The sequence below is a fragment of the Nocardia harenae NBRC 108248 genome, assembly GCF_001612885.1.
GTDB lineage: Bacteria > Actinomycetota > Actinomycetes > Mycobacteriales > Mycobacteriaceae > Nocardia > Nocardia harenae.
In genome coordinates this window covers 111,671-133,294 of the sequence record NZ_BDBH01000005.1, presented here as the reverse complement: position 1 = coordinate 133,294, position 21,624 = coordinate 111,671, and the positions used below count along the sequence as shown (strand labels likewise).

The following is a 21,624-nucleotide window of genomic DNA, read 5'->3' as shown; positions in this document are numbered from 1 at the left end:
CGGACACCACCGACCGGTCGCCATCCCCGTCGGTACAGTCGGAGCATGATCAGCCTCGCCGCGGCCCCGTCGCCGACCCTCTGCGGCAGGCCGGTGGCGACGGATCGGGCGCTGGTCATGGCCATCGTGAACCGCACCCCCGACTCCTTCTACGACCGCGGCGCCACGTTCACCGACGCCGCCGCCATGGACGCCGTCGCCCGCGCGGTGGACGAGGGCGCCGACCTGGTCGATATCGGCGGGGTGAAGGCCGGGCCGGGCGCCGAGGTGGACGCCGCCGAGGAGAGCCGCCGGGTGGTGCCCTTCGTCGCCGCCATCCGGGCCCGCTACCCCGAGCTCCTGATCAGCGTGGACACCTGGCGCGCCGAGGTGGCGCTCGCGGCGGGCAAGGAGGGCGCCGACCTGGTGAACGACACCTGGGCGGGCGCCGACCCGGAGCTGGTCGCGGTCGCCGCCGAGCGCGGCATGGGCATCGTCTGCAGCCACACCGGCGGCGCGATCCCGCGCACCCGGCCCTTCCGGGTGCGCTACGCCGACGTCGTGGCCGAGGTGACCGCGGTGGTCACCGCCGCGGCCGAGGCGGCGCTCGCGGCGGGGGTGCGCCGGGACGGCATCCTCATCGATCCGACCCACGATTTCGGCAAGAACACCTACCACGGGCTCGCTCTGTTGCGCGGAGTGGACGTTCTTGTAAAGACCGGATGGCCCGTCTTGATGGCACTGAGCAACAAGGATTTCATCGGGGAGACTCTTGGTGTCGGACTATCCGAACGGCTGGAGGGCACATTGGCGGCGACAGCGTTGTCGGCGGCACAGGGCGCCCGAGTCTTCCGGGTCCACGAGGTCGCCGCTACCCGGCGGGTCGTGGACATGACCGCGGCGATCCAGGGCATCCGGCCGCCGGCGCGAACATTGCGAGGACTGGTATGACGAACCGCTATCGCGAGCACGGCTGGGCGAGCACGCACACGTGGGACGCCCCCGACTGGACCGTCGACGAGCTGGTCGACGCCAAGGACGGGCGCACGGTCTCCGTGGTGCTGCCCGCCCTGAACGAGGAGGAGACCGTCGCCGACGTGGTGGCCAGCATCCGGCCGCTGCTCGGCACGCTGGTGGACGAGCTGGTGGTGCTGGATTCCGGCTCCACCGACGCCACCGCCGCCCGCGCCCGCGCCGCCGGGGCCAGGGTGGTGAGCCGGGAGCAGGCGGTGCCGGAGCTGGAGCCGGTGCCGGGCAAGGGCGAGGTGCTGTGGCGCTCGCTCGCCGCCACCGGGGGCGACCTGGTGGCCTTCGTGGACTCCGATCTCATCGACCCGGACCCGTCCTTCGTGCCGCGGCTGCTCGGACCGCTGCTCACCGTGCCGGATCTGCACCTGGTGAAGGCGTACTACCGGCGGCCGCTGCGGCAGGGCGCCACGGTGGACGCCACCGGCGGCGGGCGGGTCACCGAGCTGGTGGCGCGGCCGCTGCTGGCCGCGCTGCGGCCGGGGCTCGGGCCGGTGCTGCAGCCGCTCGGCGGGGAGTACGCCGGGACGCGGGAGCTGCTCACCTCGGTACCCTTCGCGCCCGGCTACGGCGTGGAGATCGGGCTGCTGCTCGACACCTACGACCGGCTCGGGCTGCACGCCATCGGGCAGGTGAACCTCGGGGTCCGCACGCACCGCAACCGGCCGCTCTCCGAGCTCGGGGTGATGGCGCGGCAGATCGTCGGAACGGTGCTCGGCCGCTGCGGAATCGCCGACTCCGGGGCCGCGCTCACCCAGTTCCCGCTGATCGGGGACGAGTTCACCGCGCACAGCACGCACGTCTCGCTCGCCGACCGGCCGCCGATGAACACGCTGCGCCCGGCCGAGGTCGCGGCCTGAGATCGGTTACCGGTCCGTCGAATCGGCGTCGTCGTCCGGCGGCTCCGATTCGGCGGCGAGGCGGGCGCGCAGTTCGTCCACGGTGACCTGCTCGCGCTCGCGCGGGTGGCGTAGCCGCAGGATCAGCGCGGTGCAGAGCGCGAGCGCGGAGACGGCGAGCGCGAGCAGGACGAAGAGCGACTCGCTCACTGCCCGTTCCCGCGCAGCTGGAAACCGGCGGGCACGCCGCCGCTGTGGAAGTACTCGGTGAAGACCTCGGCGGCGTGTGCGGCGGTGAAGATCTCGTCCGCGTGCACGTACCGGTCGGCGGCGCCGCACGCGATGGGCACGCTCGGCGCCCCGGTCCGCGGGCCGGGCAGGCCGAGCACGTAGTGCCGCGGCGGGCCACCCTCGCCGGTGCGGCACAGCTCCAGGGTGAGCGCGTCCGCCGCGCCGAGGCACTGCACGAAGTTGCCGCCGAAGGCGGTGCTGTCGGCGAGCGTGATCCCGGTGGCGCGCAGCGGCATCGGGAGCCGGGCCAGGTTGAGCGCGTAGCGGCGCTTGCCGTCCAGCCCGCGCAGCGGGCGCAGGTACCCCGCCACCGCCTCGCCGGGGCCGAGGAAGACGCGGAGCCGGTCGCTGTAGGTCATCCGATGGGTCACCAGCGGACCGGGTTCGCGCTCCACGGCCGGGACGCGGAATCCGCCGTCGTCGGAGGTCGCCACCACGGAATTCACCTTACTGCCCATCAGTTATCGAGCAGCAATTCAAACACGGGCGTAGGAAAGGTGGGTGCGAAGAAGCGGTGAACTCCAACACAATCGAGCGCGGCCCGGTATGGCCGGATCAGCGCCGCGCCCGGGCCGGGCGCGGGTCGGCATCGTGCCGATAGACCGGGGTGAGCAGGTCGGCATCGACCGGCTCACCGGTCGCCCGTTCGTATTTCACCGCGATCAGCACGGAGAACAGGTGGCTGTCGGCGCGCTCGTGCAGCGTCGCCAGCCGGGTGGCGAGCAGCCGCACGGCGCCCAGCGAGCCGGGCGGGTGCAGCCCATCGATCACCAGGATCGTGCCGCGCCCGTCCGGCCGGGGTAGCCGGGCAAGGTACGCGATGTCGTGCGGCTCGGGGCCGCCGGGGCGGTAGACGCGCCGCGCCGCGCGATCCTCGATCCCGCGCCTGGCGTCGCCGGCCCGGGTGATGGTGCGGCGCAACCGCGGATCGGCGGTCACCAGCTGGCGCAGGCTGGGTGAGAGCTCGGGGCCGCCGAGCACGATCAGCCCGTCCCGGTTCAGATCCAGCGGGCGCCCGGGCAGGAAATTCTCCACCACCACGGCGAAACCCAGCTGGCGCAGGAGCTCCGCGAGCCGCTGCGCGGCCGCCGGGTCGGGGGCGCCGAGCACCCGGCCCGCCCTGACCTCGGGAACGAGCACGCGCAGCGCGCCGTGTCCGAAGAACAACCCCTCGGGCGCCGGGCCCTGGGTACTCACCTGGTGGATCCTGGCCCGGGAAAGCCCCGCGGCGGCACCGATTCTCGCGAACGTCCAGCCCTCGTCGTGCAACTCGCGGATGACCGCGCGGCGGATCCGGGTGAGCTCGTTGATGGTCTGCTGGGCCGCCGCGACTCCCTCGGTAGCCGCCTTGAGTCGATCGACCTTGTCCTCGATCGCAAAGACCCGTGCCACGTCATCGGCCGACATGTGCGAAGTCTAGACAGACGACCAGCATCCTGCGTCTAGCCTGCTTGACGCTTCCCGGCCGGTCAGCGGCCTGATCAGGTGGCGTCGGTGTCGATCGGCGGACGCTCGTTGTGGCCCAAGGGTTTGTCGCCCTTGGTGAGGCTCGGACCGGTCGGTTTCGGGTAGTCCGGCATGGCGCCACCCGTACCGAACAGCTCGTTCGTGTCCGGGACGGCCCGCTCGATATCGCGGAAGATCGAGTCGTCGCCGTTCAGCAGGTGCTTGGTGACCATCGATCGGGGCGTCATCCCGCGCAGCTCGTTCAGGTCGGCGAGCGGCTTGCGCAGATCGTCGAATTCCGGCCCGAGTTCCTCCCGGAGCTGGGAGGTGGCGCCGCTGGCGTAGTCGCGCACCTGCCTGAGACTGCGCGTGGTCCAGCGCACGGCGCCGGGCAGCCGCTCCGGACCGAGGATCACGAGGGCGGCGACGATCAGAATGACGAACTCGCCCCAGCCGATATTGCTGAACACCGTTCCAGGTTACCCTTCGCGCGCGGCCGACCGATCAGTCGGATTGCAGCGTGACCGGAACATCCACCTGCCTGCCGTCCCGGATCAGGGTGACGTTCACCGTCTCGCCGATCTCGCGCATCTGCACCGCGACCACCAGCTCGTCCGGCCCGGTGACCTCGCGGTCGCCGACCTTCACGATCACGTCGCCCTCCACGATCCCGGCCTTCGCGGCGGGGCCGTCCGGCTGCACGTCGGCCACCGCGGCGCCGCTCATCACCTCATTCGCGACCTGCCTGGTATTGGCGCTGACGCCGATCATCGGGTGGTGCATGGTGCCGTCCCGGATCAGCGTCTGCGCGACCTCGGTCATGACGTCCACCGGGATGGCGAAGCCGAGCCCGACCGAGCCGCCGGTCTCCGAGCGGATGGCGGAGTTGATGCCGACCACCCGGCCCTGCATGTCCACCAGCGCGCCGCCGGAGTTGCCGGGGTTGATCGCGGCGTCGGTCTGCACCGCGTCGATCACCGCATTGGTGTCGCTCCCCTCGCCGGAGAGCTTCACCGGCCGGTGCAGCGCGCTGACGATGCCGGAGGTGACGGTCTTGCTCAGCCCGAGCGGCGAGCCGACGGCGAGCACGTCGTCGCCGACCTGCACCTCCTCCGAGCGGCCGAGCTGGGCCACGGTGAGGTTGTTCGCGTCCACCTTGATGACGGCCAAGTCGGTCTTCGGGTCGCGTCCGACGATCCGGGCGGGCACCCGGGTGCCGTCGTTGAAGGTGACCTGGATGGCGGCGCGGCCGCTGGTGTCCTGCGCGGCCATCGAGATGACGTGGTTGTTGGTCACCACGTAGCCGGCGCCGTCGATCACGACGCCGGAGCCGGTGGCGCCGTTGTCGCCGACGGTGACCCGGATGGAGACCACCGATGGCAGCACCGCGTCGGCCACCGCGGCGATCTGGCCGTGCGGCTCGTCGCCGCCCTCGACCTGCGCCAGGGTGACCTTGCGCGAGGTCAGGGTGGAGGCGGTCTCCGCGGTGAGCCTGCCGACCAGCCCGCCGAGCAGCCCGATCACCAGCGCCACCGCGGCGAGCAGGGCCAGCGCGCGCGGCGCGACCCTGGAGCCGAAGAGCACCTGGCGCGCGGTCAGCCGCTCCGCGGCGGGCAGGGTCTCGGGCTGCGGCGTCGGCAGCGCGGGGGCGCCAAGCCTGGCGGCGGCGGCGGGATCGCGCCACGGATCCGCCGGGCCCGCGATGCGATCGTCCCGCGCGGCGGCCTCCGGGTCGCGCTGGAGCAGCTCGGCGGAGCCCTCCGGCCTGCCGAACGCCTCGGCCAGCACGGCGTCCGGCGGGCGGTGCGGCACCGGCTCCGGGCCTGCGGCGGAGCGCGCCCGGTCGGGCGCGGCGAACGAGCCACTGAGCCCGGACGGCCTGCGGAAGGCGGAGGCGGTGTGCGTATCGATGTGCGGCCGGTACACCGGGCGCGGGCCGAGCACCGGGGCGTCCGGCGGCCGTAGCTTCCCCCGGTTCGCCGCCGAATCCGAGGTGTCGGCCGCTCCGGAATTCGTCGATTCGGTGGTCACCCGCTGAACTCTACTTGCGCCACCAGGTTGTCCACCGGGTCGCGGTGAACGATTCCGACAGGAAGCCGAAGACCGCCTCGTCACGGCGGTTCTCCCGGTGCGCTGCGCCGGGCTGTGGCTCGGCGAACGGAATCCGGCTCAGGCTGTCGTGCAGCCCGTGCGGCGCCGAGACCGCGCCGGAGCGGCGCAGCGCGATCCGCGCCTGCTGCTGGGCCTCCACCTCGGCCGCGCACTCCGGGCAGGCCGCGAGGTGCTGGGCCGCGCGCAGGTAGGCGTTCATCCGGAGCTCGCCGTCGACATAGGCCGCGACCGCCTCGCTGGCGAGGTGCTCGGTGGCGTGGAATTGCGGACGACGGCCGTACGCGCTGGAGTCGCCACTCATTCGGTGCTCACCCTTCCGACTATCGACAGCATCCACGGCAGGTGGGTGACGCCGATTCTGCCGGGTCACCCGATCGTCGAGTCAGCGGTAGACCGCTGCTGTGCTCCATTATGCGCAAGGTGATCCCGGATGGCCTGACGGCCGCGGTGGATCCGGCTGCGCACGGTACCCAGCTTGACGCCGAGCGTGGCGCCGATCTCCTCGTAGGAGAGCCCCTCGATGTCACACAGCACCACGGCGGCGCGGAACTCCGGGGCCAGCGAGTCCAGCGCGGACTGCAGGTCCGGGTCGAGCCTGGCGTCGTGGTAGACGTCCTCCGGGGTCGGGCCGACGGCGGGCACCCGGTCGTAGTCCTCCGGCAGCGCCTCCATCCGGATGCGGTTGCGCCTGCGGACCATGTCCAGGAAGAGGTTGGTGGTGATGCGGTGCAGCCAGCCCTCGAAGGTGCCGGGCTGGTAGCTCTGCAGCGAGCGGAACACCCGGATGAAGGTCTCCTGGGTGAGGTCCTCGGCGTCCTGGGCGTCGCCGGAGAGGCGGTAGGCCAGCCGGTAGACCCGGTCGGCGTGCTCGCGGACGAGCTCCTCCCAGGACGGCATGTTCGAGCGGTCACCGGTCGCGTCGAAGGCGGCGGTTCCGGTCAGGTTTTCCGGCGAATCCTCGGCTACCGCTTCGGCGGCATCGAAGTCGACCGGCTCGGGGAGTTCCGGCAGGGTGGCGCATTCTCTCGCCGCATCGACCATGTGGATGGGGCTACCTCCTACTAGGGACCGTAAACGCCGCGGGTGGCCGACGGATACAACCGACATCGGGTACATCGTTGTTCCCGTCGCCCGCGTTTACCGTCCAGCGGATTCCGCGTGGTACTCACTCTGTCCTGCCGCTATATGGCCTGGATATAAAGAGCCTGAGGGTCGGCTGAGAAAATGCGCGGCCGCGTGGAGCCACCCGGTACCGCCCGGTCCGCACTAGCCTCAAGGGCGTGGCATCGAACCTGGAGCGCACCCTCGCCTACGTCGAGGACTCGGTGGTGGAGGACGAGGTCCTCGTCGGCGCCCGCGAACGGGCACTCGAGCTCGGCGCGGCGCCGGTGCCGCCCGCGGTGGGCGCGCTGCTGAGCATGTACGCCCAGCTGCTCGCCGCGCGCGCGGTGGTCGAGGTCGGCACCGGGGCAGGCATCAGCGGGCTGTGGTTGCTGGACGGCATGCGGGAGGACGGCACGCTCACCACCATCGACCCGGAGTACGAGCACCAGCGCGCCGCCAAGGAGGCGTTCCGCGCCGCGGGCATCCCCTCCGGGCGCACCAGGCTGATCAACGGCCGCGCGCTCGACGTGCTGCCCCGGCTCGCCGACGGCGCCTACGACCTGGTCTTCGTCGACGCCGCGCCGATCGAGCACCCGCAGTACGTGGAGCAGGCCGTTCGGCTGCTCCGCGACGGCGGCGCCATCCTGCTGAACAACGCGCTGCTCGGCGGCCGGGTGCCGGACCCGGCGCAGCGCGACGCCACCACGCACGCGGTGCGGACGGCGCTGCGCGCGGTCGCCGAGGATCCCCGGCTGACCAGCGTGCTCATTCCGGTCGGCGACGGCCTGCTCTGCGCCAGCCGGGGCTGAACCGCGATTTCCGCTCCCGCGCGCGGGTATTCCGGCCGTAAACTGGCAAAGACACGGCCAGGCAACGAGATCGGGGTGCAGCATGGCTTGGGGACGCACCGGCAGTACGTACATCGCCGTGGAGACGACGGAGGCCGCCGCGGGCAGCAGCGGCGGAGACGGGCTGCAGCGCTGGCTGATCCGCGCCTTCATCGGCGTGCTCGTCGTGGTGGTGATCGCCATCGTGCTGGCGATCATGCTCGGCGGCGGCAATTCCGGCGATCGGCCGCACACCAACACGACCATCCCGAGCCAGCCGGGCAACTGCTACCCGTTCGCCTGCCGGTAGCGGTCAGACCCACACGCCCTTGCCGACGGTGACGACGCCGCCGTTGCTCACCGCGAAGCGGTCGCGGTCGCGCTCCAGGTCGACGCCGATGATCTCGCCCTCGCCGACCACCACGTTCTTGTCCAGGATGGCCCGGCGCACCACCGCGCCGCGGCCGATCCGCACGCCCGGCATGAGCACGCTGCCCTCCACCGTGGCGCCGTCGTCGATCATGACGTTGGAGCTGAGCACCGAGGTGCGCACCGTGGCCGCGGAGAGAATGCTGCCCGCGCCGACGATGGATTCCTGCGCCAGCCCGCCCTGGGCGAACTTGGCGGGCGGCAGGTTCTCCGCCGCGCCGCGGATCGGCCAGTGCCGGTTGTAGAGGTTGAAGACCGGGTGCACCGAGACCAGGTCCATGTGCGCGTCGTAGAAGGCGTCGATGGTGCCGACGTCGCGCCAGTACCCGTGGTCGCGGGCGGTGGCGCCGGGCACCTCGTTGTCGGCGAAGTCGTAGACGCTCGCCTCGCCCGCGGCGACCAGGGTCGGGATGATGTCGCCGCCCATGTCGTGGTCGGAGTCGGAGTTCTCCGAGTCCGCCTTGATCGTGTCCACCAGCACCTTGGTGGTGAAGACGTAGTTGCCCATGGAGGCGAAGGTCACATTGGGATCGTCCGGGGTGCCCGGCGGGTGCGCGGGCTTCTCCAGGAACTGGGTGATCCGGCCGGACTCGTCGGAGTCGATGCAGCCGAAGGCGCCTGCCTCGCTGCGCGGCACCCGGATCCCGGCCACGGTGACGCCCGCGCCGGAAGCGATGTGGTGCCTGACCATCTGCTCCGGGTCCATCCGGTACACGTGGTCGGCGCCGAAGACCACGATGTACTCCGGGTCCTCGTCGTAGATGAGGTTCAGCGACTGCATGATCGCGTCCGCGCTGCCGGTGTACCAGCGCGGCCCGAGCCGCTGCTGCGCGGGCACCGGGGTGATGTACTCGCCGGCGAAGCCGGAAAGCCGCCACGTCTGCGAGATGTGCCGGTCCAGCGAGTGCGACTTGTACTGCGTCAGCACACAGAGCCGGAGGAACCCGGCGTTCACCAGGTTGCTCAGCACGAAGTCGATGAGTCGGTAGGCCCCTCCGAACGGAACGGCCGGTTTGGCACGATCCGCGGTGAGGGGAAATAGTCGCTTGCCCTCGCCACCGGCGAGCACGATCCCGAGTACGTGCGGCTGGCTCCTCACGAATCCAAGCTACCGTGTTACCGCCGTGCGAGTAGCCCGGGCAGGCGGCAGCGTCTAAGTTTGGACCGGTGAGTCTCGGCACGGACGGCGAACGCTCGGCAGCGCGCTCCGACGGGCAGGAGCACCCGGACCCGCGGTTGCGGGTCGCGATGCTGACTCGGGAGTATCCCCCCGAGGTGTACGGCGGCGCGGGGGTGCACGTCACCGAGCTGACCGCGCGGTTGCGCCGGTTGTGCGAGGTCACCGTGCACTGCATGGGCGTTCCGCGCACCGATGCCGTTGTGCACGACCCCGATCCGGAGCTCGGCGGCGCCAATGCCGCGCTGCGGATGATCTCCACCCAGGTGCGGATGGCAGGCGCCGTCGGCGAGTTCGACGTGGTGCACTCGCACACCTGGTACACCGGGCTGGCCGGGCACCTGGCGGCCACGCTCTACGGCATTCCGCACGTGCTCACCGCGCACTCGCTGGAGCCGCGGCGGCCGTGGAAGGCCGAGCAACTCGGCGGCGGGTACCGGCTCTCCTCGTGGTCCGAGCGGAACGCGGTCGAGCTGGCGGACGCGGTGATCGCGGTGAGCGACGGCATGCGGCACGACGTGCTCGACGCCTACCCGGCGCTCGACCCGGGCCGGGTGCACGTGGTGCGCAACGGGATCGACGCGACGCTCTGGCATCCGGGCGAGCCCGCCGAGGGGGCGTCGGTGGTGCTCGACCAGCTCGGGGTGCGGCGGGATCGGCCCATCGTCGCCTTCGTCGGGCGGATCACCAGGCAGAAGGGGGTCGGGCACCTGCTCGCCGCCGCGCGCGGCTTCGACCCGGAGATCCAGCTGGTGCTCTGCGCGGGCGCGCCGGACACCCCCGAGCTGGAGGCCGAGGTGACCGCCGCCGTCGCCGAGCTGCGGGAGCGGCGCGGCGGGATCTTCTGGGTGCGCGAGATGCTGCCCACCGAGCAGATCAGGCAGATCCTCGCCGCCTCGGCGGTCTTCGTCTGCCCCTCGGTGTACGAGCCGCTCGGCATCGTGAACCTGGAGGCCATGGCGGCGGGGACCGCCGTCGTCGCCTCGGATGTGGGCGGAATTCCCGAGGTGGTGGTCGAGGGGGAGACCGGCACCCTGGTGCACTACGACCCGGCCGCCGCCGACGAGTACGAGCGCGGCTTGGCCGATGCGGTGAACCGGCTCGCCGCCGATCCGGGGCTGGCGGCGCGGTACGGCGCGGCCGGGCGGGCGCGGGCCATCGCCGAGTTCGACTGGGCGCGGATCGCCGAGCAGACGGAGGCGGTTTACCGCTCGGTGCGCTGACGCGCGGCGCGACGCGGCGGCGGGGGAAGTCAGGCCGCTCGGCGCGGGGCGTAGGTGCCGATGCGGACGGAGGCGGTGACCGCGAGCAGGTCGGGAAGGGCGGCCAGCCTCGCGGCGGTATCCTCGCCCGCGTGGAAGGCCGAGGGTCCCATGTGCACCAGGAGCGCGGCGTCGTCGCGGGTCAGTGCCATCGGGTACTCGACGAGCTCGGTTCCCAGCGCGGAGAAATCCGCGGTGAGCGCTGCTGCGAGTTTGCGCTCCTTGCCCGGGTCGACCCGGACCAGCCCGAGTGGGCCGATCAATTCGCCCAGGTGCCGCTCGGTGGGCGTGGCCACGACGAACCGCCCCTCGGGCGCGAGCACCCGCGCGACCTCGGCGGGGTTGCGCGGGGCGAAGACGGTGAGCACGGTGTCGAGCACCGCCGGGCGGAGCGGGAGCCCGCGCCACACGTCGGCGAGGACGGCGGCGGCGCGCGGGTGGGCGCGGGCGGCGCGGCGCACGGCGGGCTTGGCGATGTCGAGCGCGATACCGCGGGTTTCCGGCGCGGCATCGAGCGCCGCGCCGAGAAAGTAGCCGTTGCCCGCCCCGATTTCGAGCAGCACACCGTTTCCCCCCGGTGGCGCCGCGGCGGTGGCGACCGCCGCGGCGACCGGGGCGAAATGACCCCGCGCGTGGAAATCGGAGCGAGCCAGGAGCATGTCGGCCGTATCACCGGTGAACCGGGTGGCGGTACCGGTGAGCAGGCTGACATATCCCTGGCGAGCGAGGTCGAAACCATGGCCGCTGCCGCACCGCAGCGCGCGGTCGGCGGCGGCGAGCGCGAGTCCGCAATTCGGACACGCGAGCACCTCGGCGAGCTCGGCGAGTATCGCGCTGCTAGCTGGTGACACTCTTCAGTTCGTCACCGAGTGCAGCCGCTTCATCCGGTGTGAGCTCGACGACCAGCCGTCCGCCACCCTCGAGTGGAACCCGCATGACGATTCCACGCCCTTCCTTGGTTGCCTCGAGGGGACCGTCCCCGGTACGGGGCTTCATGGCCGCCATCCTCTGCTCCCTCCAGATCTGCGCGATATTCCCGCGCACTTCTCGGAACTCCAGTTGTCACCAACCGGCGCACCCGCCGGCAATCGGCGAGATACACCGGCTTCTATTCTTCCCTATCCCGCTTCTTCTCGGACAGGTGAGTTCGAAAACGAGTCCTCGAACCGCACCCAGCAGTCCGCGACATGGTCGTTCACCATTCCTACCGCCTGCATCAGGGCATATGCCGTCGTCGGGCCGACGAAGCGGAATCCGCGCTTTTTCAGCGCGCGCGCCATGGCGGTGGATTCCGGGGTCACGGCCGGAATCTCGGCGCCGGTGCGCGGCCGCGGCCTGGCGGGCGGGGCGAACGACCAGAGCAGCGCGTCCAGCCCGCCGTCCAGCTCGGCCGCGACCCTGGCATTGGCGATGGTGGCCTCGATCTTCGCCCGATTGCGCACGATGCCCGCGTCCGCGAGCAGCCGTTCCACGTCGGCCGGGCCGAACTCGGCCACCCGTTCGATCGCGAAATCGGCGAAGGCGGCGCGGAAAGCGGGGCGCTTGCGCAGGATCGTGATCCAGGAGAGGCCGGACTGGAATGCCTCCAGCGACATCCGCTCGTAGAGCGCGTCGTCGCCGTGCAGGATGCGGCCCCATTCGCTGTCGTGGTAGTCGAGGTAGAGCTGGGAGCCGAGCGGCCAGGGGCAGCGGGGGTGGCCGTCGTCGGGCGGCGCGCTCACGAATTGCCCGATTCGCCGGGCCGGGGCACCCGGCGGGGCCGGGTGGGTTGGCCGGGGACTCCGGCCGGAATGTCGCCGGTGCCCGGCGCGGCGAATTCACCGGTGCGGAATACCGCATTCCGGGGTGGGGGCGGGAATTCCCCGGTGTCGGGGCGCGAGACGGCGGGTACGGCGGGCTGCGAGCCCGGACCCGTACCGCTCCGGCCGTCCGGCGTGGTGCCCGCGCGGGGCGGGCCCTCCGGCATCGGCCGACCGTCCGGCCCGGTGCGCGCCAGTGCGAGCTCGTGCTGGAGTTCGTCGATCCGCTCGGCGAGCCGGGCCAGCGCCCAATCCACCTCGCTGGCCTTGTAGCCGCGGACCACCTGCTGGAAGCGGAGCGAGCGCACGTCGGCGCCCGCGATGTCCTCCGCGGGCAGCACGGTGGCGGTCGTCCCCTCGGGCAGCGGCCCGAGTTCCTCGGCCCGGCCGAAGACGGCACCCGCCAGCAGGAAGAGCACCGCGGCCACCAGCCCGACGATCAGCACGTACAGCAGCAGCGTGAGCATGCCCCGAGCCTATTGGTGCGGCCGCACTACAGGTGCCGGGTGGTGTCGATGCCGAGCGACATCCCGGCCAGCCCGCGCCTGCGCACGGCCAGTTTGTCGGCGACCTCCTGCAGCGCCTTGGCCGCCGGATTGTCCGGGTCGCGCAGCACGAGGGGGGTGCCCTCGTCGCCGGATTCGCGCAGCGCTTGCTCGATCGGGACCTGCCCGAGCAGCGGCACCGTGGCGCCGACCGCGCGGGTGAGCCGGTCGGCCACCGCCTGGCCGCCGCCGGAGCCGTAGAGCTCCATCCGGTCGCCGTTCGGCAGGTCCAGCCAGGACATGTTCTCCACCACGCCCGCGATCCGCTGCCTGGTCTGCAGCGCGATGGCGCCCGCCCGCTCGGCCACCTCGGCGGCGGCCGGCTGCGGCGTGGTGACCACCAGGATCTCCGCGTTCGGGATGAGCTGGGCGATGGAGATGGCGACGTCGCCGGTGCCGGGCGGCAGGTCGAGCAGCAGCACGTCCAGATCGCCCCAGAAGACGTCGGCGAGGAACTGCTGCAGCGCCCGGTGCAGCATCGGGCCGCGCCAGACCACCGGGGTATTGCCCTGGGTGAACTGCGCGATCGAGATCATCTTCACGTCGTGCGCGATCGGCGGCATGATCATCCGCTCCACCTGGGTGGGGCGGGCGTCGGTGCCCAGCATGCGCGGGATGGAGTGGCCGTAGATATCGGCATCGAGCACGCCGACCGAGAGCCCGCGCGCCGCCATGGCGGCCGCCAGGTTCACCGTGACGCTGGATTTGCCGACGCCGCCCTTGCCGGAGGCGACGGCGTAGACCCGGGTGAGCGAGCCGGGCTGGGCGAACGGGATGACCGGGTCGGCGGAGTCGCCGCGCAGCGACTTGCGCAGCTCGGTGCGCTGCTCGTCGTTCATGACGTCGAGCTCGACGGTGACGGCGCCGACGCCGGGAACGTCGGAGACGGCACGGCTCACCCGCTGGCTGATCTCGGTCCGCATCGGGCAACCGGCGGTGGTGAGGTAGACCTCGACGTGCACATCACCCGAGTCGGCGACCCCGATGCTCTTCACCATGCCCAGTTCGGTGATCGGTTTGCGGATCTCCGGGTCGTCCACCTTGGCGAGGGCGCCCCGCACGTCCGCTTCCGTTACCACTGACATGGGAACCGAGTCTAGTGCGGTCAGATGCGGGGCAGGTCCGCGGGCTTGGGCGCGACATTGCTGTTGTACGAGTTGGCCCAGGCCATGACGTTGGCGACGTAGGCCATGGAGTTGTTGTAGCGCAGGATCGCCTTGGTCTGCTGCGAGAGATCGCGCATGTCGAGGCCGCCGTGGCAGAGGTACTTGCCCGCGGTGAGCGCGGCGTCGAAGAGGTTCTGCGGGTCGGCGATGCCGTCGTTGTTGCCGTCGGCGGCGAACCTGTGCCAGGTCTCCGGCAGGAACTGCATGGGGCCGATGGCGCGGTCGTACCCGCCGAGGTTGTCGAGCACGCCGCCGTCGCTGTCGCGGATGACATTGTTGCCGTAGAGCGAGCCGTCCAGCGCCGGGCCGTACACCGGCTTGAGCGGGTTCCCGTCCCTGTCGGCCTTGCCGCCGAAGACGTGCGTGGACTCGACCCGGCCGATCCCGGCCAGGGTGGACCAGCCCATGTGGCAGTTCGGGTTCTCGACGGCGAGCCGGGCCTCGGCGTTCTGGTAGGCCGCGATCGCGATACCGGGGATGCCGAGCGAGCCGGAGGGCAGATCGGACTGCACCCGGTCACCGGCCAGTGCCACCGTCTTGACCACGGGGGGCGCGGCGGGCTTGGCCATGGCGTGCTCGACGGTGGCCACCGCGGCGACCGGCTGGGCGCCGACGACCTCGGCCGCGTCGGGGGCCGAGGTTTCCGGCTCCAGCACGTCGCCCTGCTCGTTGTTCAGCAGGTCGCGCGGGTTCGGCAGGTGCTGCGCGACGGCCGCCGGGCTGACGTCCGTGGTCGCGGTGACGGCCGCGAGCCCGGCCGGTACCAGGCCGGTGAGCGCGAGCACCGAGCTGCGCTTGAAGGACGCGGTTTGCTGCTTACGGTGACGCCCCACGGTGCGCTGACCCTCCATGCTCGACGCTCGGACGATCAGAGGCTACCGCAGCCGAGATGTTTTTGTTACCCCTTCGTGATGCGCTTCGTGTTTAACCGGCCTGAGCTGGAGGTTTATTCGTGATCCGATTGTGATCGGCGGTTTCTGCCGATCACGGCACGGGCGGGGCGGGCAGCGGGATGGTGATCCCGAACGGCAGCACCAGCCCGGGCGGCGGGGCCGCCGGGTCCGGCGCCGGGGCGACCGGCAGACCGTCCGGGCCGCACACCTGCGGCTGTCCGTCCGGGCCGAGCGGGCACTCCGGTCCCGGCGGCGTCTCGCCCTGCGGTGCGGGCGGCCCCGGCTGCGGGAGGTTCTGGCCCTGCGGGCCATGCGGCCCGGGTTGGGGCAGGTTCTCGCCCTGCGGCGGCTGCGGCCCGGGCTGCGGCAGGGTGCGGCCCTGCGGCTGGGCGGGCGGGCAGAAGATGCCGCACGGGATCGGCGGCAGCCCGGGAATGGTGATCATCGGCTCGGGCACCGGGGCGCTGGTCGTGGCGGGAGCGGGATCCTCCAGCGGCAGGCCCTCCGGCCCGGGGATCGCGGCCGGGACCGTGGTGCCGGGCGCGGAGGCGGCGAGCACGCCGGGCGCGGTGCCCCAGCCCCCCGACCCCGGCGCGATCGCCTCCGGCGACACCCGCCCCGCCGACGGCGACCCACCCGTCCGATACGCCGCCGACCAGGACAACACATCCGCCGCGTACGACATCGAATTGTTGTACCGCAACACCGCACGCAACTCCTGCGCCCGATCCCGCAGATCCAACCCCCCGCTACACAGATACTTCCCCGCCCCCAACGCCGCATCGAACACATTGTGCGGATCCGACACTCCGTCCCCATTGCCATCCGCCGCGTACAACGCCCACGTCGACGGTAGGAACTGCATTGGCCCCACCGCCCGCACGAACCCCCCACCCGCCGCCGCGATCACCTCGTTACCCGGCAACGACCCATCCAACGCCGGACCGAAGATCGGCGACACCGTCGTCCCCGCCGCATCCGTCCGACCCCCACCCGCATGCCCCGACTCGATCCGCCCGATCCCCGCCAGCAAATTCCACGACACCCCACACCCCGGCTGCGCCGACGCCAACGCCAACTCCGCATTCCGATACGCCGCCAGCACCACCTCCGGAACACCCAGCAACCCCGACCCGGCCGGCAACGCGATACTCCGCAACACCGGACCACCACCCACCGGAACCGCACCATCCGCCGGCGGGACAACCGCCCGCAATTCGCGCGCAATCCCGGTGTTGTCGAGCGGAAGCAGGCCGACAATACGGGACTGCGGTGTCTGGGACGGATCGCCGGCGGCATCCGTGGCGGCGTCGGTCGACCCCACCAGGAGCGCTTCGCCCGCATCGCCGACATCGCGGGCCGAGACCATCGACCCGGAGCCGACGGACGCCAAACCCGCTGCTACCAGTAGTGACACTGTGATCGGGGCAGATTTGCGCACGTGATCACTCACCAATCTATCGTCATGGGAGCAACTGTCCGGGACATCCCCTTCCCTTCAGCTGCTCTGGACAACGGTATCCAGGTTACCCACCGGTCAGAACGTTGTCGGTCGATTCCCGAGATCGTCTTCGACGTGCTCCTCCGGTTCGGGTGGCGGCGCCGGCGTGCGCGCGGCACTCTTCTTGCGATTCGCTTTGACCGGCTTCCCGGATCGTCCCTGGTTTCGGGCAACGGCCGCGGTGTCCGCTGTGCCGCCCGCGGCGGCGGCGATGCGGTCCAGCGCCTCGCGCATCTCGTCCAGCTCCCGGCGCAGGTAGTCGCGGGTGGCAACCTCGCCGACGGCGATCCGCAGCGCGGCCAGCTCCCTGGCCAGGAACTCGGTGTCGGCCTTGGTCTGGGCGGCGCGCAGCCGGTCCTCCTCCAGCGAGACCCGGTCGCGGTTGTCCTGCCGGTTCTGCGCCAGCAGGATCAGCGGCGCGGCATACGCGGCCTGGGTGGAGAAGGCCAGGTTGAGCAGGATGAAGGGGTACGGGTCCCAGCGCAGCGCGAGGACGAACACATTGAGCAGCACCCAGACCACCACGATGAGGGTCTGGATCGCCAGGTAGCGGCCGGTGCCGAGGAAGCGCGCGATCCGCTCGCTGCCCCTGGCCAGCGCGTCGGAGTCCCAGTCGATGCGGAAGCGGCCGCCGGCGACCGGGGTCTCCAGCCGCTGCCGGGCCGAGCTGGGCGGGCGGCTGCCGCCCGCGTTCGGGACCGTGCGGACGAGGCTGTCATCGGTCACTGCTCGCGACCCCTTCCGGTAGTTCCTCTTGGTCGCGCCAGTCCTCCGGGAGCAGGTGATCGAGGATGTCGTCCACGCTCACCGCGCCGAGCAGATGGTTCTCCGCGTCGACGACGGCGCCGCAGACCAGGTTGTAGGTGGCGAAGTACCTGGTGACCGCGGAGAGCGACATGTCGGGCAGCAGGGGCGAGAGCGCGGAGTCGAGCATGCCGCCGATCAGGTGTGCGGGCGGCTCGCGCAGCAGCGCCTGCAGGTGCACGCACCCGAGGTAGCGGCCGGTGGGGGTCGAGGTGGGCGGGCGCACCACGAAGACCATGGAGGCCAGCGCGGGGGTGAGGTCCGGGTTGCGCACCCGGGCGAGCGCCTCGGCGACGGTGGTCGCCGGGGTGAGGATCACCGGCTTCGGCGTCATGAGGCCGCCCGCGGTGTCCGGGGAGTGCTGTAGCAGCCTGCGCACCGGCTCGGACTCCTGCGGGTCCATGAGCGCGAGCAGCGACTCCCGCTCGCCGGTCTCCAGCTCGCCGAGCAGGTCGGCGGCGTCGTCCGGGTCCATGGCCTCCAGCACGTCGGCGGCCCTGCCCACCTCCAGCTTGCCGAGCAGCCGCACCTGGTCGTCGTCGGAGAGCTCCTGGACGACGTCGGCGAGGCGCTCGTCGTCCAGTGCCTCGGCCACCTCGACCCGGCGCTTCTCCGGCAGCTCGCGCAGCAGCTGCGCGACGTCGGCGGCGCGCAGCCCCTCGAACTGCTCGAGCAGCTGGGTGACGTCCTGCCCCGGCCTGCCGATCTCGTACGGGGTGAGGCCGGTGACCCGCACCCAGTCGACCACGTGCACGGCGCGCCGCCTGCCGAGCCTGCGGTGCCCGCGCACCGCCACCCGGGTGACCCGCCAGTCCCTGGTCCGGGTGAGCTCGATCCCGAGGTCGACCACGAGCACGTCGACGTCGTCGAGGTCGGGCAGGTCGGAGTCGTGCACCCGGACCGAGGAGTCCACGATCTGCGCGATGGCGAGCAGCTCGCCGGGGCGCTGGGTGAAGCGGCGCAGGCTCACCGTCCCGGTGTTCAGCGTGACGACGCCGGGCTCGATCGCGGTCACCCGGAGCATGGGCACGAAGATCCGCCGCCGGGTCGGCAGCTCCACCACCAGCCCGTGCACCCTGGGCTGTTGCCGGTCGTAGCGGACGGCGACCACCACGTCGCGCACCCTGCCGATAGACTCCCCGTCCGGTCCCAGCACCGCCAGACCGGCGAGCCGGGCGACGTACACCCTGGTAGCTGCCATGCCTGTCAGGCTAGAGGTTCCGCGCTCGGGCTCCGCGTCGCGCCACGGCAGCTGAGCCGACGACAGGAGAGGGTTCATGAAGCCGCGCCGTTCCGTGCTCGCCGTACCCGGCAGCAATCCCAAGATGATCGCCAAGGCCAAGGGGCTCCCGGTGGACGAGGTCTTCCTCGACCTGGAGGACGCCGTCGCGCCGGTCGCCAAGGCCGCGGCGCGCGCCACCATCGTCGCCGCGCTGAACGAGGGCGGCTGGGGCGGGCAGCTGCGCGTGGTCCGGGTGAACGACTGGACCACGCCGTGGACCTACGCCGATGTGATCACCGTCGTGGAGGGCGCGGGCTCGCAGCTCGACGCCATCCTGCTGCCCAAGGTCACCGACGGCGGCCAGGTGCGCGCGCTCGACCTGCTGCTCACCCAGCTGGAGCAGGCGCACCAGCTGGAGCCGGGGCGGATCGGCATCGAGCCGCAGATCGAGAACGCCATCGGGCTGCGCAATATCGACGAGATCGCCACCGCCAGTCCGCGGGTGCAGACCCTGGTCTTCGGCCCGGCCGACTTCATGGCCAGCATCCGGATGCGCACCCTCGTCGTCGGCGAGCAGCCGGAGGGGTACGCGCCGGGCGACGCCTACCACCACATCCTGATGACCATCCTGCTCGCCGCCCGCGCGCACGGGTTGCAGGCGATCGACGGCCCCTACCTGCAGATCCGCGACCTCGAGGGCTTCCGGCGGGCGGCCGCGCGCAGCGCCGCGCTCGGCTTCGACGGTAAATGGGTGCTGCACCCCACCCAGGTCGACGCGGCCAACGAGATCTTCAGCCCGCGCCAGGCCGAGTACGACAGGGCCGAGGAGATCCTGGCGGCCTACGCCTTCCACACCTCGGCCGATGGCGGCGCGCGCGGCGCCGTCATGCTCGGCGACGAGATGATCGACGAGGCCAGCGCCAAGATGGCGCAGGTGGTCGCGGAGCAGGGCAGGGCCGCGGGAATGACGCCGACGACGCGTTTCACCCCGCCGGAGTCCGCGGCGAAATAGCACAATGGGGACATGACGAATCCCCTGGGGAATCCCGGCCGGGGTGGGCAGGGCCTGCCCACCCCGCCGTCGGGCTGGCCGGTCGGCTCCTACCCGACCTACGCCGAGGCGCAGCGGGCCGTGGACTATCTGGCCGACAACCAGTTCCCGGTGCAGAACGTGACCATCGTCGGCGTCGACCTCATGCAGGTGGAGCGGGTGCTCTACCGGCTGAACTGGGGCAAGGTGATCGGCGGCGGCGTGGTGAGCGGCGCCTGGCTCGGGCTCTTCCTCGGCCTGCTGCTCAGCCTCTTCACCACCGGCGGCGCCATCGGCCCGCTGCTGGTCGGGTTGCTGGGTGGCATCGTGTTCGGGGTGATCTCCACCTCGATTCCCTACGCCGCCACCCGCGGCCAGCGCGATTTCGCCTCCACCATGCAGCTGGTGGCCGGGCGCTACGACGTGCTCTGCGATCCCAAGGCGGCCGAGCAGGCCAGGGACATGCTGGCGCGGCTGGCGATCTGAGCATGGATGTGATCGAACGGGTCCGCTCCGGCGTGCTCGGGCACTTCGGCGCGGACCGCACCGGGGTCGACTCGGCCTCGGTGACCTTTCTCGGCCTGGAGCCGATCGAGATCCTGCGGCTGGTCGCCGGTGAGTATGTGCACTACCTCACGCTCGGCGGGTCCCGGCACCCCATGGGCGACCCGAACGACCTGCTCGCCGACCCGGTGCGCGGCCCGCGCGCCGAGCTCACGCTCACCCTGCACGCCGGGCTCGGCGCCGCCACCGGGCTGGCCCGCACGCTCGGCGTGCTCGCCGCCTCGCCCGCGGTGGAGGGCGTGATCCTGCGGGCCGACGCGCTGCTCGACCTGAGCGAGCCGATCTGGCGGGGTGCGCCCTTCACCGCCGTGCTGCTCGGCGCGAGCGATATCCCGGAGGTCGAGCTGGACGAACCGGCGGAGCCGGTGCACTACCTGACGGTGACCCCGGTGACCGCCACCGAGGCGGCCTGGGTGCGGCTGCGCGGGGCCGAGGCGCTGCGCGAGGCGTGGGCCGAGGCCGGGATCGACGTGCGCGACCCGAACCGCGGGGTGGCCCAGCTCTAGAGCCAGTTGTTCCGGTGGAAGTTCACGTAGAGCAGGCTGCAGCTGAGCACGATCACCACCCACACCGCCGGATAACCCCAGGTCTGGTGCAGCTCCGGCATGTGGTCGAAGTTCATGCCGTAGATCCCGGCGATCATGGTCGGCACCGCGGCGATGGCGACCCAGGCCGAGATCTTGCGCATGTCGGTGTTCTGCTGCACCCCGACCTTGGCCAGCGCGGCGCTGATCAGCGCGCTCAGCGCGTCGTCGAAGTCGTTGATGCGCTCGGCGACCGAGGTGTGGTTGTCGGCGACGTCGCGCAGGTAGCGGCGCACCTCCTTGGGCACCGGGAGGTCGGTGTTGCGGCTGAGCAGCTGGAGCGGCGCGGCCAGCGGGTTCACCGCCCGGCGCAGCTCCACCACCTCGCGCTTGAGCTGGTAGATCGACTCGATGCCGACCCGGCTGCGCGGGGTGAAGACCTCCTCCTCCATTTCGTCGATGTCCTCCTCGATGGACTGCGCCACCTCGGTGTAGGAATCCACGATCTTGTCCGCGATGGCGTGCAGCACCGCGCCGGGGCCGAGCGCCAGCTGCGCCGGGCTCGCCTCCAGCGTGCGGCGCAGCTCGACCAGCCCGGAGTGCTCGCCCCTGCGCACCGCGAGCACGAACTCCTTCGCGGTGAAGACCACGATCTGCCCGGTCTCCACGATCTCGCTGACGCTGTGCAGGTCGTGCTCGACGTACTGCACCGTGCGCAGCACCAGCAGCAGGGTGTCGTCGTACCGCTCCAGCTTGGGGCGGTGGTGCCGCTCGGTGGCGATCTCGACGGCCAGCTGGTGCAGCCCGAAGGCATCGGCGACATCGCGCATCTGGCTCTCGTCCGGGTCGTGCAGCCCGATCCAGACGAAGCCGGTGCCGCGGCTGCGCACCTCGGCCAGCGCGCTCTGGTGGGTGAAGCGGCCGGGCAGCCGCTCGCCGTTCACGTAGACGGCGCAGTCGACGATGGCGCGCGCGGTCGGGACCGGCACCCGGTGGACGGCGGGCGAGGACCCGGTGCCGCGGCCGCGGAAGGGCAGCGGCGGAATGGTAGGCACCGGACGATGCTACGGCCCACGCTCCGCGA

Annotated in this window: 25 protein-coding genes and 1 pseudogene; 8 read left to right on the top strand and 18 right to left on the bottom strand. The window is 71.7% G+C overall.

The window, feature by feature from the left end; genetic code table 11:
- Positions 1-45: 45 nt before the first annotated feature.
- Complete coding sequence (folP, locus tag NH2_RS12160) at positions 46-930, top strand: dihydropteroate synthase (protein WP_067652797.1); 885 nt, start codon at positions 46-48, stop codon at positions 928-930.
- On the top strand, positions 927-1,865 hold the full coding sequence (locus NH2_RS12155; protein WP_084505480.1) for a glucosyl-3-phosphoglycerate synthase: 939 nt from the start codon (positions 927-929) through the stop codon (positions 1,863-1,865). Before folP ends, NH2_RS12155 begins: the two co-directional genes overlap by 4 nt.
- A gap of 6 nt (positions 1,866-1,871) precedes the next feature.
- Here NH2_RS12155 and NH2_RS12150 read toward each other — a convergent pair whose 3' ends face one another.
- From NH2_RS12150 to sigE, 7 genes are all read right to left on the bottom strand, one after another.
- On the bottom strand, positions 1,872-2,054 hold the full coding sequence (locus NH2_RS12150; RefSeq protein ID WP_067652795.1) for a hypothetical protein: 183 nt from the start codon (positions 2,052-2,054) through the stop codon (positions 1,872-1,874).
- Positions 2,051-2,572 (bottom strand): hypothetical protein, encoded by a 522-nt coding sequence (locus NH2_RS12145; RefSeq protein WP_157103732.1) that lies wholly within the window; start codon positions 2,570-2,572, stop codon positions 2,051-2,053. Before NH2_RS12145 ends, NH2_RS12150 begins: the two co-directional genes overlap by 4 nt.
- Positions 2,573-2,690: 118 nt before the next feature.
- A complete protein-coding gene (locus NH2_RS12140) occupies positions 2,691-3,542 on the bottom strand; it encodes a hypothetical protein (protein ID WP_067652791.1) in 852 nt (283 codons plus the stop codon).
- A 74-nt stretch (positions 3,543-3,616) separates the two neighbouring features.
- Positions 3,617-4,051, bottom strand: coding sequence for a Sec-independent protein translocase protein TatB (gene tatB, locus NH2_RS12135; RefSeq protein WP_067652789.1), 435 nt, complete (start codon positions 4,049-4,051; stop codon positions 3,617-3,619).
- Positions 4,052-4,085: 34 nt separating this feature from the next.
- Complete coding sequence (locus NH2_RS12130) at positions 4,086-5,612, bottom strand: S1C family serine protease (RefSeq protein ID WP_067652787.1); 1,527 nt, start codon at positions 5,610-5,612, stop codon at positions 4,086-4,088.
- A 10-nt stretch (positions 5,613-5,622) separates the two neighbouring features.
- Positions 5,623-5,994, bottom strand: a complete 372-nt coding sequence (locus NH2_RS12125) for a zf-HC2 domain-containing protein (protein ID WP_067652785.1) — start codon at positions 5,992-5,994, stop codon at positions 5,623-5,625.
- Between the two features lie 65 nt (positions 5,995-6,059).
- Positions 6,060-6,734, bottom strand: coding sequence for an RNA polymerase sigma factor SigE (gene sigE / locus NH2_RS12120; RefSeq protein ID WP_084505479.1), 675 nt, complete (start codon positions 6,732-6,734; stop codon positions 6,060-6,062).
- A 239-nt stretch (positions 6,735-6,973) separates the two neighbouring features.
- Between sigE and NH2_RS12115 the strand changes: the two genes are divergently transcribed.
- Positions 6,974-7,606 (top strand): O-methyltransferase, encoded by a 633-nt coding sequence (locus NH2_RS12115; RefSeq protein ID WP_067652783.1) that lies wholly within the window; start codon positions 6,974-6,976, stop codon positions 7,604-7,606.
- An 82-nt stretch (positions 7,607-7,688) separates the two neighbouring features.
- Positions 7,689-7,934: a hypothetical protein gene (locus tag NH2_RS12110; RefSeq protein WP_157103731.1), complete on the top strand. Its 246-nt coding sequence runs from the start codon at positions 7,689-7,691 to the stop codon at positions 7,932-7,934.
- A 3-nt stretch (positions 7,935-7,937) separates the two neighbouring features.
- Here NH2_RS12110 and glgC read toward each other — a convergent pair whose 3' ends face one another.
- Positions 7,938-9,152 carry a glucose-1-phosphate adenylyltransferase gene (gene glgC, locus NH2_RS12105; RefSeq protein ID WP_067652779.1) on the bottom strand — a complete coding sequence of 405 codons (1,215 nt, stop codon included), beginning with the start codon at positions 9,150-9,152 and terminating at the stop codon, positions 7,938-7,940.
- 137 nt (positions 9,153-9,289) lie between these two features.
- On the opposite strand from glgC, the gene glgA reads away from it, so the two are divergent.
- A complete protein-coding gene (glgA, locus tag NH2_RS12100) occupies positions 9,290-10,453 on the top strand; it encodes a glycogen synthase (RefSeq protein WP_067653518.1) in 1,164 nt (387 codons plus the stop codon).
- 29 nt (positions 10,454-10,482) lie between these two features.
- On the opposite strand, the gene NH2_RS12095 is transcribed toward glgA, so the two are convergent.
- From NH2_RS12095 to NH2_RS12055, 9 genes and pseudogenes are all read right to left on the bottom strand, one after another.
- Positions 10,483-11,343, bottom strand: a complete 861-nt coding sequence (locus NH2_RS12095; protein WP_245650537.1) for a putative RNA methyltransferase — start codon at positions 11,341-11,343, stop codon at positions 10,483-10,485.
- Positions 11,330-11,497, bottom strand: a complete 168-nt coding sequence (locus NH2_RS12090) for a DUF3117 domain-containing protein (RefSeq protein ID WP_011211259.1) — start codon at positions 11,495-11,497, stop codon at positions 11,330-11,332. Before NH2_RS12090 ends, NH2_RS12095 begins: the two co-directional genes overlap by 14 nt.
- 113 nt (positions 11,498-11,610) lie before the next feature.
- Entirely contained in the window at positions 11,611-12,213 is a 603-nt protein-coding gene (locus tag NH2_RS12085; RefSeq protein WP_067652775.1) for a DNA-3-methyladenine glycosylase I, read from the bottom strand.
- Between the two features lie 266 nt (positions 12,214-12,479).
- Positions 12,480-12,758, bottom strand: a pseudogene (locus NH2_RS28710) (DivIVA domain-containing protein); the annotation flags it as partial.
- Between the two features lie 26 nt (positions 12,759-12,784).
- Positions 12,785-13,921, bottom strand: coding sequence for an Mrp/NBP35 family ATP-binding protein (locus tag NH2_RS12075; protein WP_067652773.1), 1,137 nt, complete (start codon positions 13,919-13,921; stop codon positions 12,785-12,787).
- 20 nt (positions 13,922-13,941) lie between these two features.
- Positions 13,942-14,835 (bottom strand): lytic transglycosylase domain-containing protein, encoded by an 894-nt coding sequence (locus NH2_RS12070; protein WP_067653513.1) that lies wholly within the window; start codon positions 14,833-14,835, stop codon positions 13,942-13,944.
- Between the two features lie 151 nt (positions 14,836-14,986).
- On the bottom strand, positions 14,987-16,348 hold the full coding sequence (locus NH2_RS12065; protein ID WP_245650536.1) for a lytic transglycosylase domain-containing protein: 1,362 nt from the start codon (positions 16,346-16,348) through the stop codon (positions 14,987-14,989).
- 84 nt (positions 16,349-16,432) lie between these two features.
- Positions 16,433-17,047, bottom strand: a complete 615-nt coding sequence (locus NH2_RS12060) for a DUF1003 domain-containing protein (protein WP_157103773.1) — start codon at positions 17,045-17,047, stop codon at positions 16,433-16,435.
- A 64-nt stretch (positions 17,048-17,111) separates the two neighbouring features.
- On the bottom strand, positions 17,112-18,401 hold the full coding sequence (locus tag NH2_RS12055; protein ID WP_067652767.1) for a magnesium transporter MgtE N-terminal domain-containing protein: 1,290 nt from the start codon (positions 18,399-18,401) through the stop codon (positions 17,112-17,114).
- A gap of 76 nt (positions 18,402-18,477) precedes the next feature.
- On the opposite strand from NH2_RS12055, the gene NH2_RS12050 reads away from it, so the two are divergent.
- Genes NH2_RS12050 through NH2_RS12040 form a run of 3 tightly spaced genes read left to right on the top strand, consistent with a single transcriptional unit; the run spans position 18,478 to position 20,522 of the window.
- Complete coding sequence (locus NH2_RS12050) at positions 18,478-19,434, top strand: HpcH/HpaI aldolase/citrate lyase family protein (protein ID WP_067652765.1); 957 nt, start codon at positions 18,478-18,480, stop codon at positions 19,432-19,434.
- Positions 19,435-19,446: 12 nt separating this feature from the next.
- Entirely contained in the window at positions 19,447-19,938 is a 492-nt protein-coding gene (locus NH2_RS12045) for a YflT domain-containing protein (RefSeq protein WP_067652763.1), read from the top strand.
- Between the two features lie 2 nt (positions 19,939-19,940).
- Positions 19,941-20,522: a suppressor of fused domain protein gene (locus NH2_RS12040; RefSeq protein WP_067652761.1), complete on the top strand. Its 582-nt coding sequence runs from the start codon at positions 19,941-19,943 to the stop codon at positions 20,520-20,522.
- Here the strand turns inward: NH2_RS12040 and NH2_RS12035 are convergent.
- The gene (locus tag NH2_RS12035; protein WP_067652759.1) at positions 20,519-21,595 is read right to left on the bottom strand and encodes a magnesium and cobalt transport protein CorA; all 1,077 of its coding nucleotides are present in this window, start codon (positions 21,593-21,595) and stop codon (positions 20,519-20,521) included. The genes NH2_RS12040 and NH2_RS12035 overlap by 4 nt on opposite strands.
- Positions 21,596-21,624 lie beyond the last annotated feature (29 nt).